Consider the following 13,966-nt stretch of genomic DNA (forward strand, 5'->3'; position numbering starts at 1 on the left):
GGACAAAGGCTCAACTCCCCAGCTGTTTGAGCGCCCAGCGCCAGTTGATCAGTTCCTGCTCCATGCGAATATTCGAGCCATAGGTGTTGTTCCCCAACAATTCGTATAGCGCCGCTTCTGCCGCCGTCAGCCTCGTGAGCGGCGCCCGCGAGGGGGATGCTTCCTTGCCCCAAGCATCCCTGTGTGCAAGCAGGGTTCGCTCATCCATCAGCACACTTTCCACGTGCGGATGGACTGCCCGGAGCTGGTTGAGGATCCGGAAGCCGTGGGTATCGATGTCACCCCAATAGAGGACCCGGCAGTCACGGAGCCAGGCGGCGTCCCGCAGGGAAGAGAATCCGTACCCGCCCCCAAAAAGTGCCAGCGTCCCCGGGCGGTCAGGAAGTGCCAGGAAATTCACCTGGTTTTCCGTGGCAATGACGGTATCCACCGGCAGCCGCAACCCGCCGAACGCTTCGGCTGTCAATGTGATGTCCCGCGCCCCACTGAACGGGTCAATTTCAGGATCCAACAGACGAAACCTCACTAACTCCGGAGGGTGCAGGAACCCGTGCCGTCGTGCGAATCTCGCCGCAGGTGTCCTTCCCGCGGCGTCTTCGAGCGCCGCATCACGATCCGGGGACTCCAGCTCGCCGTCAGCTGCGGAGGCTTCCTGATCGCCGGGGGAAGACTCCAAGGAAGCCAGCATTTGGTCAATAACCTGCCGGTGCCGCTCGATGAACTTCGTGTGCACCCCGGGCAGACCTAACTGGCGGACGTAGATAGCCGGCTCCGGGTTGTCCCGCAGCCACAACGCGACGCGCGCCGCAGTCAAGGCGTCAGGCCCCAGTTCGAGGAGCTTCATCGGCCGCCTCGCTGCCCAGTCCACCAGCCGTGGATCCAGCCCGGCCAGGCCCTCGGTCAGAGACCGGAAGACACCGGCCTCCCGCGCCTTCCCCACAAAGCCGATCTCGTCCTCAACAGTGGCAAAGACAGCCGCGGCGGGAAGGGAATTGGCCCCCACAGTCCGGCGCCCGGTCTCTACCGTCTCCAATGAGTAGGCGCCTTCCCCGGAAAACAGGTCAGCTGCCCACGCGCGGACCGCAGCGTAATCGCTGAGCAGTTCTGCCGCCGTCGGCCGTTTCAATGGCCGACGCCGGGGGTACAGTCCGGTGGGCTCCAGCAACTCCCGTAGGAGCGAACCGCTGCTCCACGCCTTCAGCGACTGCGCACGCAGCGCTGTTAGCGTGGTCCATGCCTTAGTGGCCACGCCGGTCCTTCTCCTCGCGGTACTCCTGGATGGTCATGTTGCGCAGCTGGGAATCGTCACCGTTGATGTTCGCCACGAATCCCACGTGCGAGACGAACGGCTCGATGACGTGGATCTTCTGCAGGGGAGTGACGATCAGCAGCTGCAGCTTCATCCGCTGGAACAGCTCCAACCCATACCGGGCGGATTCGTCCGAGCCACGGCCGAACGCCTCGTCAATCACCACGAACCGGAAGCTCCTGCCGCTGCCGGCATTCCTGCCCGCGCCTTTGCCGGACCCCAGCCCGAACTGGAACGCCAGGGCCGCCGCCAGGATGGTGTACGCCAGCTTCTCCTTCTGACCGCCGGACTTGCCGCCCGAATCCGTGAAGTGCTCGTATTCCTCGCCGGTCTCCGTCCACTTCTCCGACGCCGAGAATGTGAACCAGTTCCGCACGTCGGTCACCTTCGCCGTCCATTTCCGGTCCAGGTCGGTCAGTCCTTCGCGGCCGCGGAACCTGTCAATCAGCCGCTCCACCTGCAGGTACTTCTGCTCGGAGTACAGGTCCGTCTCACCGATGGTCCCCTCAGAGCACGCCCGCAGGTCGCTGCCGAACTCGCGTACGTCCTGGTCCGATGTGGCCTGGTGCTCCAGCTGGATGTGCCGGCCCGTGTTGTAAGGAATACCTGACAGGGACTGGTTGATCTCGCCGATCCGGTCAATGATGTTCTGCCGCCGGCTGTCCAGGAACGCATTGAACGCCACCACCTCGCGGATGGTGTTTTGGTTCAGCAGGTCCTTGAACTGGTTCTCGAACCGGGGCAGGTCGTTGCCCACCAGCTGCTCCAGCAGCCGGTTGTAGTCCGCCGCCGCCTCCAGCGAGGCGTCGACGTCGGTGGTTTCGTTCGGGTACCTGTTGCGGAAGTCCGCCATCTGCCGGACCGTGCTCTCCGCCGCACGGGCGATCCTCTTGGACAGCGCGTCGATGGTGTCCGTCAGCCCGTTCCGGACGGTGCTCTCCACCGTCGCGGTGTTCTTATAGGTGAGCGGCTTGTCCCCAAGCGCCGTTTCGGCGCGGCGTCCGACGGCGGCCAGCACCCCGGCGTCGTCCGTCACCGGTGTCGCGCCCAGCACCGCCCGGCACTCCTCGATTGCCTCGGCAATGTCCCGCGCGTCCTTTTCATTGGCGCCCAGCCGCTCCCGCAGCTTGCCCGCCTTCTCCTCCAGCCGCTCCAGCTCCGCCGTGACCTGCTGTTGCTTGGCCATGAGCTGCTGCAGGACGTCGCTGGTGGTCTCCAGCGCGCGCTTCTCCGCCTTGAGATCCTCGATGCTGCGGGCCGTGGCCTGCCAGCTGATCTCGCCGAATTCCGTGACGGAACCCACCACGCCCAGCTGCCGGTTCCGCCGGCCCAGTGCCCCCAGCTCACCATTGACCCGATCCAGCTGGCCGGCCACCACTTTCAGCTTGCCGTGCACCTCATCCTGTTCGGTGCGGAAACCGGCGATCTTGTCATGGTTGTCCCAGCCCAGAACGTAGTTGCGCCGGTCCGCCAGGTCCTTGCGGTCGTCCTTCTCATGCCGGCCCCGGCCGCCCTTGAGCTGGCCGTTGGCCGTCAGCGCCTTGGGGTAACGGCGGAAGTCGGCCAGGTTCTCGCAGCAGAAGTAATCGAACCGGCTGCTGAGCTCGTCCTGCAGGAAGTCCCGGAACGGGGTGCCCTGTTTGATGGCGATCTTCGCCGCCAGCGTCCCCGGCTCGGCAGCCCTGGGCGCAGGGGACTCACCGATCCTCAGGTACACCAGGCGGCCCCGCAGGTTGTTCGCGTCCACCCAGCTGCTGACGGCGGCGTAGTGCTCTGAGGGCACCAGGAGCGAGAGCGCGAACCCGTGGAGGGTCCGTTCGGCAGCACCCTCCCAGCCGGCCTCGCCGTCGCGGACTTTGAGCAGTTCGCCGGCGTACGGCAGGTCGCTTTCCGTGATCCCGGTGCCTTCGCAAAGCCGGCGGCGGATATCCAGCTGGGGGAGCGGGATCAGGTTGCGCCGGGCCTGGAGGCTGGTGAGCTCGGCTTTGATCTCGCCGGACCTGGTGCTGAGCCCTGCCTGTTGGATGGACAGGGTGGTGCGCTCTTCATGCAGGGCCTCGGAGCGCGCCGCCAGGCCCTGTTCCACCCCGGCGAGCCCCGCCCGGTTCGCGTCGAAAAGGACACGGTCCTCCGGGGCCTGCAGGCCAAGGTCCGCCGCGGCCACCGAGTAGGCCTCGAACCGCTGCTTCTGTTCGGCGGACTTGGTGGCCAAAGCGGCCAGCTCGGCGTCGATCGCTGCGAGCCGTCCGCCGCCGTTGGTGCGGATGTCCTCTTCCACCCCGGCCAGGTCCCGGCGCAGCTGCTTGACCTCCCCGTTCAGCCGGGCAGAGTCCTCCTGCAGCCGCACGCCCGTCTGCTCCAGTTCGGCCTGGTGCTCAAGGCTCAGCTGCAGCTTCCGGTCCGTGAACCAGGGGTGCAGCTGGTCGCGCTGCCGGCGGGCCAGTTCGTCGTCGGCGGTCAGCCCGGCATGCAGCGCTGCACCCTCCTTGATGGGGGTCAGCAGGGCGATCTGGTCCTTGGCCCGGAGGACGGCGTCGTGGGCTTTCTTCAGGTCGTCGAAGTGGTGGATCAGGTTGGTGATCCGGGTGGCGACGTCGTCCTCCTCCAGCATGTTGCCGCGCACGAACGAGGTGATGTTCTCCACCTGCTTCATGGACACCGTGCGGTGGAACAGTTCCATGGCCTGGTTGCCGCTGATCCCGAACTGGCGCTTGAACGCGGCCGAGTACGGCTCGAACGAATCATGGACCGAGGCCCCGGCGGCGCGGAGCTTCTTCTTCAGCTTCAGGGGGTCCTGGCCGAAGTTGCTGAAGTCCGCAGCGATGGACTGGTCCGCCTCCGCGAGCGAGTAGAAGCGGTTGGGCTGCCCCGCCTCCTGCGTGGCCCACAGCGTAATCCCCAGGCTGACCCACTTGCCCAGCACCGCGTTGTGGAAGACGCCCAGCACCACGGTCAGCTGTCCCGTCTGACGCAAAGGCACCGGCTTGGAGTACTCCCCGCCGGCGCTCCGGGCGCTCTTGTGGAAGCCCCGGACGTACGACATCAGGGAGCGTTCCTTCTTCTGCGCCCCCGCGGCCTTGTTGTATTCGATTTTGTGCGCCGGAAGCAGCAGCGTGGTGATCGCATCCACCACCGTGGACTTCCCCGAACCGATGTCGCCGGTGAGCAGGCTGTTCGCCCCGTCCAGTCGGAACGTGCGCACCCCTTGATGGAAGGTGCCCCAGTTGAGCAGCTCCAGGCGGTGCAGCCGGAAACCCGGGGGAGTGCCGGCGTCGTCCGCAGTGTCGTCCAGGCTGAACAGGCTCTCCTGCAGGTCCGCCGTCATTGGTCCTCCCCGTTCCCGCGCCCGGCCGTCCCCTCCGCAGCAGGCGGCGCCGTGCTGGACGGCTCACCGGCGAGCGTCGCCCGGTAGTCAGCCAGCCGCGCGTCGAACTCCTCCAGCCACTGCGCATCCACGTATGCCTTCAGGATCCGTGCCACCTCGTAGGTATCCGCCTGCCCTTTGAGCTTGCGCAGGAAACCGAGATCCACGACCTTCTTGATGTCAGCCCCAAGCCGGTCCAGGACGCGGGCCTCGTTGCTGGACTCGGGCAGGAACACCGAGACCATGTCCGCGATCTCCTGTTCGGTCATGATGAGCCGGACCTCGCTGCTGTTAATGTCGAACTCCATCATGCGCCGGCGGAGCAGGGCCAGCAGGAGGCTGACGTTGAACGTCAGGGTGCGGCGGGCGATGAGCCGGGGGAGCCTGCCGTCCGGATCATCCTTGGACCGCAGGAACGCGTAACCTTCGGATTCGTCCAGGACCAGCTCCAGGCCCAGCACCGAGACGTAGTCGCGCACGTGCGAAGTCAGTCCGAGCAGCGACTGCCATAGCTTCTCATCGTTCTCCGCGTACAGTACGCCCTTGAAGAGCCGGGTGACGACGGCGGGAAGCTCCTCCGGCGTGCGGGTTTCAGTGTCAGCTGTGGCGGGGTTCATGCCGGCCTTCCGAAGATGATCTGGTCGATGGTGGCTTCGCGGATGGTGCCGTCCGGCAGCCGCCAGGTCAGGTGCTGGGACTGCTCCGGGTTGATGGTGGCCCAGTCCGATTCGGTGGCCAGCTGGTAGTACGCCACCACCTCCGCCAGGCCCTGGGAGAGCGGGTACGCGTCCGTGACGTCGGCGAGGGTGGCCTGCTCCGCCCCGGCCAGGACGGCGTCGATGTTGGCCCGCAGGCGTTCCTTGTCCACGAAGAACTGGCCGAACAGGGCCGAGGCGTCCACGTCGGCGTCGTCCGCCGTTTCCACGGCGTCATCCACCAGCACTTTCCGGCTGGGCTCATAGAGGGGCCGCTCAAAGGGCAGCACCACGTCCACGGACGGCGCCTCAATCTCCATGAAAGCGCCCGACGGCGGTGCCTCCCGCGTGCCCAACGCGCCGGATTCGATACTGCGGATCAGCTGCATGATGCGCTTGTTTTCAAGGAACACCTTGTCGTCCAGCAGCCGCCGCATTTGCTGGGAAAGCTGCCGGACCGTGGCCTGAGTCTGTTCAACGGCGGGAAGCCAGTCCTGGTGGAGGTTGGCCACCGCGTGCAGGCTGTCCGTTGTGGCCAGCGCTTCGATCCGTGTGGCGCGCTGAAGCAGGTCCTGCAAGTCGGTGCGGAGCCGGGGCGACATCAGATAGTCCCAGAAGCCTTGGAAGGTGCGGCCCTGGAGGGAGCTGCTGATGTCCTGCTGGTTGTCGAAAATCGATTCCAGCAGTTCACCCTGGGTGCCGTCCCAGGTGGCGATCTGCTCGCGCACCTGACGATCGAGCTTGCGGAAGTTCTGCTCCACCTCACGGAAATCGGAGAGTAAGTCCCTGGCCAGGGCCGTGAGCTGCTGGAGGTGGTCCAGCGCTTCCGGCCCGGTCATGACGCGGATGTTGCCGTCCCGGATCCGCTGCATCTCGGCGTCGATCCCGTCCCGTTGACGCTGCAGTTCTGCGAGCCGCACCTCCGGGTCCGTCTCGGACTGCTGCACCAGTTCCTTCAGCACCGCGAAGATGCTGGTGAGTCGGGACTGTGTGGCCACGAAGTCCCGCCCGCGCAGATTCTCCACCCAGCGGACCACGTCCTCGGCCGCCGCCGTGAGGTCGTAGTGGGGTTCGTCCCGGCCGGGGACGTAGTACTTCCTTAACCATTGGCGCTCGTCGGCGGCCCAGTCGTCCAGGTACTCACCCGCGGGGCGTGGGAACCTGTCTGCGCCTTCGCTGTCCCGCAGACCGAACAGGACGTCATCCAGGACGTCGATCAGCTCCTGCCGGCCCAGGTTGCGCTGGTTGGGGCCGGTGAACGCGGCCATGAAAAACGTCAGTGCCAGGGGCGCATTTTGGGCGCGGAGAAGTGACCAGCCTGCATGGTTTTCCCGCAGGGAGTTGATGGCGTAAAAGTCCATTCGTGCCCCGGTGTTTAGTGCGTCACATCGTCGGCTTTTACTCTAGGCGACACCCACGACAAACCTTCCCCTTCCTAGCTGCTGGAGCGCCGTTGTAGTGTCGTGGCGTGATCGTGCCCGATACCTCCCAGGACGCCGCGGCGGTGGCGGAGCACTACGACGACCTCGATCCCATTTACCGCAGGGTGTGGGGAGACCACGTCCATCACGGGCTCTGGACTACGGGCGCGGAGACTCCTAGCGAGGCTGTCGAGGCGCTCGCCGACACCGTCGGTGAGCAACTGCGCCTCATGCCCGGCCAGGTGTGCGTCGACATTGGCTGCGGCTACGGCTCCACCGCACGGCGGCTCGCGACGACATACGGGGTCCGCGTCAAGGGCTTCACCCTTTCCGCCAAGCAGGCCCACTACGCCGCCGCGCACTCCGTACCGGACGTGGCCATCCACGTCTGTGACTGGCTCGACAACGGCCTGGCCGATGCCTCGGCCGACGCCGCCTGGGCGATCGAGTCGAGCGAGCACATGGTGGACAAGCCCGGGTTCTTCGCCGAGGCGCACCGCGTGCTGGCACCGGGCGGCCGCTTCGTCATCTGCGTGTGGCTCGCCGAGGCCAATGCCAGCGGTTGGAAGGTCCGCCTCCTGCTCGAGCCGATCTGCCGCGAAGGGCGCCTGCCCTCGATGGGCACGCCCGAAGAATATGAGGCCATGGCGGAGGCGGCGGGCTTTGTGGTCACCGGCTATGAGGATGTCAGCCGCCGGGTCGCCCGCACGTGGATGATTTGCGCTCGCCGGCTCCTGAAGGCCCTCTTCGTTGACCGCGAAACCCGCCAACTCGCCCTGGGCGCACGCAATCGCGGTGCCATCCTGAGCATTCCCCGCCTGATCCTGGCCTACCGCACCGGGGCGATGCACTACGGAATCTTCACGCTGTCCAAGGCAGGGGAGAACCGGGCGCCCAGGTGAAGCGCCGTGACGCCTACGCTGCGGCCACGGTGCGTGAGCGTCCAGCTGCTTGGGCCGGGCTTGTTGATTAGACGCAGGTCCCTAACTGGTGCAAGGGTGGTCGGGTGAATGCCGACATCAACTTCTACTTTGACCCCGTTTGCCCCTTCGCCTGGATGACCAGCAAATGGGTGCGGCAGGTGCAGGCGCAGCGCGACTACACCGTGGACTGGCGGTTCATCTCCTTGCGTCTGATCAACTCCAACGTGGACTACGACGCTCACTTTCCGCCGGAGTACGAGGCCGGGCACACCGCCGGGCTCCGGCTTCTACGGGTGGCGGCCCGGGCCCGTGCGGAGCACGGCCGCGAGTCGATAGCCAGGCTTTATGAGGCGTTCGGCAAACACATCTTCGACACTGCCCCGGACCAGGCCGAACAGCGCACCGAGGGCGAAGTGCGTGAGCGGCGCGGGACACGTGAGTTCGTGGAGCCTATCCTCGCCGACGCTGGCTTGCCCCTGGTACTGGCGGAGGCTCTCGACGACGAGTCCTGGGACGGCGAGATTCGCCAGGAAACGGACGAGGCGCTCGCATTGACGGGTAAGGACGTGGGCACGCCCATCATCCACTTCGAGCCTCCAGCCGGCGTGGCCTTCTTCGGTCCGGTGATCAGCCGGCTGCCGGACGACGATTCGGCCGCCGAGCTGTGGGACCACGTAGTGGGGCTGGCAAAGTTCCCCGGTTTTGCCGAACTCAAGCGGAGCCTGCGCGAGCAGCCCCAGCTTGCCGCATTCGGAGTCGATGCCGATACCGTCGGCCAGCCGGAGGACTGGCACGGCGGCAGCCGGCGGCAGAAGAAGTGACGTCAGTAGAGGATGGATCGATGAAGACAAACACCCGCCAACACCAGGAATCCGTCACGGTCCAGGTCCCAGCCGACGCGCTCTACGACCTGGTCTCCGACATCACCCGCACCGGCGAGTGGAGCCCGGTCTGCACGTCGTGCTGGTGGGACGACAAGGCCAGCGCGGGTCAGGCCGGCGCTTGGTTCACCGGCCGCAACGAGATCCCGGGGCGGACGTGGGAGACCCGGTCGCTGGTGGTGGCTGCCGAGCGCGGCCGCGAGTTCGCCTGGGTGGTGGGTGGCCGCTTTGTCCGTTGGGGTTTCACCCTGACCCCGGCTGATAACGGGACGACGCTGACCGAGTCGTGGGAGTTCCTGCCGGAAGGGATCGCCATGTTCAGGGAGAAATACGGCGATGAGGCCGACGCCCAGATCGCCGAGCGCACCCAGCAGGCGCTCGACGGCATCCCGAAAACCCTCGCCGCGATCAAGCGGATCGCTGAGTCCATCGATGCCAACGGGGACGTGAGCGCTTAGGCGGGTGCCGCCGTCGTCCGTCCCTCGCCGGGTGGTGGGGATCCCCGTGGTAGGCGGCCCAGTCCATGCAAGAATGGCGCATGACTCACGAGCAGCCACATTCCCTTGCGCCGGAACTGGACAGCGCCGGCCTTGCCGCCTTCGAAGCCGCATATGAAGCTGCCCAAAAAAGCCTGGCCGAAGGCGGCATCCCGATTGGAGCTTCGATGGCCCGCGGCGGCGTGGTGATTGCCAGCGGACACAACGAACGGGTCCAGAACGCGGATCCGATCGCGCACGGGGAAATGTCCGCACTCCGCGCCGCCGGCCGGCAGACGAGCTACCGGGACACCACGCTGTACACCACCCTGGCCCCGTGTGCCATGTGTACCGGCACCATCATCCAGTTCAAGATCCCCCGCGTGGTGGTGGGGGAGGCCAGGACGTTCGACGGCGAACTGGAGCTTTTGCGGTCACGCGGGGTTGAGGTGGTGGTCCTGGATGATCAGCGCTGCGTGGACATGATGGCCGCGTTCCAGGCTGACAAGCCGGAGCTGTGGGCGGAGGACATCGCGGAGTAGCGTTTAGGGGCGGACCGGTGTCGCTGCCTCGTTACCCAGCACCGTTGTCCACGGGCTGGCGGTCCACGATGTCACCACGCCGTTGATGACGTAAGGGTCTGCGGCTGCAAAGGCTTTTGCGTCCTTAAGCGGGTTCTCGCCGGTGAAGATCAGCAAGCCTTTGAAGGGACCTTCGCCGATTGCACCGCCGAGCAGGAGCTCGCCGCGTTCGACTGCTTCCCACCCCGCCCTGAGGTGGTCTGCGCGATACTGCCCGCGGCTTTCCAGGTAGTCGTCCGCGTAGGTGTATTCGAGTACGGCGTGCATGCGTGACCGTCCGTTCCTTGTAGGGATCCGCTTGCAAAAGTAGCGTACCCGCCGGTGGAGCCGGAAGCTCGCGAAATTACCCGGCGCCTCCCGGTCCTGCATGGTCCACGTAACGCCCCATCACGTTTCCTGAACGTCTACTTCGACCGCCCGCATCCCGCCATGGACTGCCCCGTTTGGGTCGCCTAACCTCAGGTAAGGCGCGCAAAGGAGTCGTCATGAAACGCAGGCCCGTCGGACCGGACTCGGTGGCTTCCCGTGACCGGACCGGAAGGGCTTCCCAGGCTCCCCGGCGCGTGCACTGGATGGAACTGTTTTTCGATCTTGTGTTCGTCGCGTTTGTGCAACAGCTTGCCCACGGAATCCACGGGAACCCGGGGTGGGCCGAGTTCGGTACATTCGTGCTGCTGTTCTTTCCAGCCTGGTGGGCGTGGGTCAACATTGTTTCCGTGATCAACCTGCTGCCCAGGTTGTCGTCGCGAGCCTTGGGCGTGGCAATGCTCGCGGCCATGGCCGCGGCGGGCCTAATGGCCATTGCGGCACCCGGCGCCTTCGGAGAACGGGCCTGGGCTTTTTCCCTGTCCAACGGGGCAATGCGCGTAGTCCTTCTGGCGCTGTGGCTGTACCACCACTACCAAAGGGGGTCGAGCGAATCGCCCTGGCGGATCTGGATCTACAACGGCGGCACGGCGGTCCTCTGGTTCGTCGCGGCGTTCCTGCCCCTCCACCTCGCTGTGGTTCTGTGGGCAACGTCGATCGTCATCGAGATTGGCATGGTGGCACTGAGCGGGCGGCTGTGGGCCGACCGTGGCGTGGGCGGCATCGACATTGAGCATGCCTCCGAGCGCCTGGGGCTTTTCGTCGTCATTGTCTTGGGGGAGTCCGTGTCCGCGATCGTCACTGAAGTGTCCGGTGAATGGAGCCCGGAAGCGGGTGTGGCCGGCCTGTTGGGCTTCCTCGTGGTCGCTTTCCTGGGGTGGGCCTTCTTCCAGTACGGCACCGGCGCCATCAATGAAGGCCTCGAATGGCTGCAGGACAGGTCCGATTTCACCGGAATCCTGCTGACCACCCTGTTCTATCCGTTCCTTTTGGTGGCGGGCATGACGGCGATCGCGGCGGGGATCGCCACCGCCATTCCCGCGGCTTTCGAACCGCTGCCGCCAGGCGCAGGAATTTCACTCGGCGCCGGTCTCGCCCTCTTCTATGGCTGCGATGCCATCGTTTCGCTCCGCTATGGCCGGCGCCCTGGCACCGTCCTCCCCTGGGCCGCGCCAGCCGTGGTGGCCGCACTGGGGCTGATACCGCTAAGCGCCGTGGTCCCGGCCGCCGTCAGCCTGCTCCTCGCCGTCGTCCTTGTGTTCCTGGTCACCGCCTACAGCGAGATCCAGCGGCGGATCCGCCTGTCCCATGCTTCCGCAGTCCCAGACTCGCCGTGATGGCCCAGGACGTCGACCCCGCGCCCCGAGATCGCCGGATCGGTGCCGGGACGCCGGAACGTTCCGGCGAGCCCGAACCGTTCCGGCGTCTTCGGCGCCAGGGACCGAAACTGCACATTCGTGCAAGCGTCGCTGGGCGGGCGGTCCACTGTCTAGCCGCACCAAAAGTGCTACTCACCAGTAACAATGCATGTGTCGCCGGTCACAGTCAACCCGAGGGGGAGTGCCGCTGAACCCGGATTTTGGCCGCACATCCGTGCACTTCCGCTGCGGATGAACCAGAGCGCTGCCAGCATGGAAAACCACGGCCGGAACTGATGGGCACCCCCCCAAGACCATCAGCTCCGGCCCCCTCCCAAGACAGACAAACAAAGAGGTTTCCATGTCATTGCTTAGCCGAGCCCTGTCCGTTGCCGCCGCCGCGATCCTCGCCTCCTCATTGATGGCCGCTCCCGCCCAGGCCGTCGACATCTCCCCGCCCGGGGCCAACGACTGGTCCTGCAAACCTTCAGCCGAGCACCCGTATCCGGTGGTGTTGGTTCCCGGAACGTTCGAGAGCATGGAGAAGAACTGGTCCACGCTCTCGCCGGACCTCAAGAGCCAGGGCTACTGCGTCTTCGCCCTCAACTACGGTGCCACCAACGGCGTTTACGCCACGGCCCCGGTGAAGGATTCGGCGAATGAACTCGCACCGTTCGTGGACGCTGTCCGTTCCGCTACCGGCGCCAAGCAGGTGGACCTGGTGGGCCACAGCCAGGGCGGCATGATGCCCCGCTACTACATGGGCTTCCTGGGTGGCGCCAAGTACGTCCACCAGCTTGTCGGCATTGCACCGTCCAATCACGGCACCGAAGGCGTGATCCTTCCGCCGCCGGACCTGGTGCCCACGCCCGACTACACCGCCGCCGGATGCGCCGCGTGCGCAGACCAGCAGGCCGGTTCGCCGTTCATGCAGGAGCTGAACTCGATCGGCGATACCGTCGCCGGCCCCGCCTACACGGTCATTTCCACCACCCATGATGAGGTGGTGATCCCGTACAACAGCCAGTTCCTGAGCGGCAGCGCCCGCCAGGTCACCAACATCACCATCCAGGACAAGTGCCCGGCCGACGTCATTGAACACGACCAGACGCCCAACGATCCCGTGGTGCACCAGCTGGTGGCCAACGCCCTGGCCCAGGCGTCGGGTCCGGCGGATTCCGCCTACCAGCCCGCCTGCATTTAGGACGTCAAAGCAGTACGACGGCGGGAGGCCGGCTTCCAGAGCCGGCCTCCCGCCGTCGTTGGTGTCTGAAGCGCCCGGCTGCTTTTGGTTAGCCGGCGTGGTTCACCGGCTGCGTGGCGGCAATGGTGTGCGGTACCGTCACGAGCGCCACGACGGCCAGGGCGCCGGCGGCGGCGAAAGCGTAGAAGCCCCACGGGTACGCGATGCCGGCGGCCACCAGTCCGCCGGTCACGGCGGGCCCTGCGATGGCACCTACGCGGCCCACGCCCGCGGCGAAACCGAGGGCGGTGGCGCGCAGCCGCGCCGGGAACAGCTGGCTGACCCAGGCGTACACGAGGACCTGGGAGCTGAAGACGAACACTCCCGTGACGAAGACCAGGGCGTTGAGCAGGATGGCGTTGTCAACCTTGACGCTGAGGAGGGCCAGGCAGACGGCGGACAGGCCAAACCAGAGCAGCACGATCCGCTTCGTTCCGTGCTTGTCCGCCAGGATGCCGGCGATGATCAGGCCGGCAACGGCGCCAAGGTTCAGCACCAGGAGCAGCGAAATGCCTGCGCTGACGGGATAGCCGGCGGACGCCATAAGCTGCGGCAGCCAGGTGTTCAGGCCGTACACCAGCAGGAGCCCCATGAACGAGGCCGCAGCAATGGCGAGGGCCACCAGGGGGTATGGCTTCTGCGCGAGGTCGCGGACACTGCCCTGCTCCTGCTTCTTGGCCTCCCGTTCCGCCGGCAGGGTTTCGGGGAGCTTGAACCAGAGGAGGGGCACCAGGGCCAGGCCCGCGATGCCGCCCACCACGAACATGGTGCGCCAGTCCGGGATGACCATCAGCGCCAGGAAGGCCGTGGCCACCGCGCCTGCGTGGTAGCCGGTCATGGTCCGGGTGGTCGACTTGCCCGCGGAACCGGCGGGTGCGTAATCGTTCATGTAGGCCAGGGCTACCGGAAGGCAGGCGCCAAGCCCCAGGCCGGCCAGCAGCCGGAAAGTGCTGAACACTGCCACGTTGGGCGCCCAAATCACCGCGATGGTGAAGATGGAGAACCACAGGACGCAGGCAACCAGCAGCTTGCGGTGCCCGAACCGGTCCGACAACGGGGCGATGAAGAGGGCGCCGAGACCCACGCCCACCAGGGAGATGGTTGCGGCCAGGGTGGCACCGACCGCGTCGAAGCCTAGCTCGCCGGTCTTGATGAGCGTGGGGATGACGGTGCCAAGCACCACCAGGTCAAAGCCGTCCAGGACCATGGCCAGCCAGCAAAGCCAGACCGGCCACCGGGACGCGCGGGTGGAGGGGGAAGTGGTCATGAAATCCTCATTGATCAGGGAAGCGGGGGTGCATGCGGGCTGAGAGCCCTGTCACCAGGGGGAGTGATCCACGGCATGCCTA

The 13,966-nt window shown here is 66.1% G+C and carries 12 protein-coding genes; 6 read left to right on the forward strand and 6 right to left on the reverse strand.

The window, feature by feature from the left end; translation table 11 throughout:
- Window positions 1-10: 10 nt before the first annotated feature.
- Genes ACZ9J7_RS12525 through ACZ9J7_RS12540 form a run of 4 tightly spaced genes read right to left on the reverse strand, consistent with a single transcriptional unit; the run spans window position 11 to window position 6,729 of the window.
- Entirely contained in the window at window positions 11-1,249 is a 1,239-nt protein-coding gene (locus ACZ9J7_RS12525) for a Wadjet anti-phage system protein JetD domain-containing protein (protein WP_476209796.1), read from the reverse strand.
- On the reverse strand, window positions 1,239-4,634 hold the full coding sequence (locus ACZ9J7_RS12530) for an ATP-binding protein (protein ID WP_476209797.1): 3,396 nt from the start codon (window positions 4,632-4,634) through the stop codon (window positions 1,239-1,241). The genes ACZ9J7_RS12525 and ACZ9J7_RS12530 overlap by 11 nt, the downstream gene beginning before the upstream one ends.
- Complete coding sequence (locus ACZ9J7_RS12535) at window positions 4,631-5,290, reverse strand: DUF4194 domain-containing protein (RefSeq protein WP_476209798.1); 660 nt, start codon at window positions 5,288-5,290, stop codon at window positions 4,631-4,633. The genes ACZ9J7_RS12530 and ACZ9J7_RS12535 overlap by 4 nt, the downstream gene beginning before the upstream one ends.
- On the reverse strand, window positions 5,287-6,729 hold the full coding sequence (locus tag ACZ9J7_RS12540) for a DUF3375 domain-containing protein (protein WP_476209799.1): 1,443 nt from the start codon (window positions 6,727-6,729) through the stop codon (window positions 5,287-5,289). The genes ACZ9J7_RS12535 and ACZ9J7_RS12540 overlap by 4 nt, the downstream gene beginning before the upstream one ends.
- 113 nt (window positions 6,730-6,842) lie before the next feature.
- Between ACZ9J7_RS12540 and ACZ9J7_RS12545 the strand changes: the two genes are divergently transcribed.
- From ACZ9J7_RS12545 to ACZ9J7_RS12560, 4 genes are all read left to right on the forward strand, one after another.
- The gene (locus tag ACZ9J7_RS12545; protein ID WP_476209800.1) at window positions 6,843-7,691 is read left to right on the forward strand and encodes an SAM-dependent methyltransferase; all 849 of its coding nucleotides are present in this window, start codon (window positions 6,843-6,845) and stop codon (window positions 7,689-7,691) included.
- Window positions 7,692-7,795: 104 nt separating this feature from the next.
- Window positions 7,796-8,533, forward strand: a complete 738-nt coding sequence (locus tag ACZ9J7_RS12550; protein ID WP_476209802.1) for a mycothiol-dependent nitroreductase Rv2466c family protein — start codon at window positions 7,796-7,798, stop codon at window positions 8,531-8,533.
- A gap of 20 nt (window positions 8,534-8,553) precedes the next feature.
- Window positions 8,554-9,051 carry an SRPBCC family protein gene (locus ACZ9J7_RS12555; protein ID WP_476209804.1) on the forward strand — a complete coding sequence of 166 codons (498 nt, stop codon included), beginning with the start codon at window positions 8,554-8,556 and terminating at the stop codon, window positions 9,049-9,051.
- 80 nt (window positions 9,052-9,131) lie between these two features.
- Window positions 9,132-9,611 carry a nucleoside deaminase gene (locus tag ACZ9J7_RS12560; RefSeq protein WP_476209805.1) on the forward strand — a complete coding sequence of 160 codons (480 nt, stop codon included), beginning with the start codon at window positions 9,132-9,134 and terminating at the stop codon, window positions 9,609-9,611.
- A 3-nt stretch (window positions 9,612-9,614) separates the two neighbouring features.
- On the opposite strand, the gene ACZ9J7_RS12565 is transcribed toward ACZ9J7_RS12560, so the two are convergent.
- The gene (locus tag ACZ9J7_RS12565) at window positions 9,615-9,917 is read right to left on the reverse strand and encodes a YciI-like protein (protein WP_476209807.1); all 303 of its coding nucleotides are present in this window, start codon (window positions 9,915-9,917) and stop codon (window positions 9,615-9,617) included.
- Window positions 9,918-10,135: 218 nt separating this feature from the next.
- Between ACZ9J7_RS12565 and ACZ9J7_RS12570 the strand changes: the two genes are divergently transcribed.
- The gene (locus tag ACZ9J7_RS12570; protein WP_476209809.1) at window positions 10,136-11,353 is read left to right on the forward strand and encodes a low temperature requirement protein A; all 1,218 of its coding nucleotides are present in this window, start codon (window positions 10,136-10,138) and stop codon (window positions 11,351-11,353) included.
- Between the two features lie 382 nt (window positions 11,354-11,735).
- Window positions 11,736-12,578, forward strand: a complete 843-nt coding sequence (locus tag ACZ9J7_RS12575) for an esterase/lipase family protein (RefSeq protein ID WP_476209810.1) — start codon at window positions 11,736-11,738, stop codon at window positions 12,576-12,578.
- An 88-nt stretch (window positions 12,579-12,666) separates the two neighbouring features.
- Here the strand turns inward: ACZ9J7_RS12575 and ACZ9J7_RS12580 are convergent, their stop codons facing one another.
- Window positions 12,667-13,884 (reverse strand): MFS transporter, encoded by a 1,218-nt coding sequence (locus ACZ9J7_RS12580; RefSeq protein ID WP_476209811.1) that lies wholly within the window; start codon window positions 13,882-13,884, stop codon window positions 12,667-12,669.
- Window positions 13,885-13,966 lie beyond the last annotated feature (82 nt).

The organism is Pseudarthrobacter sp. TE9888 (assembly GCF_056279345.1).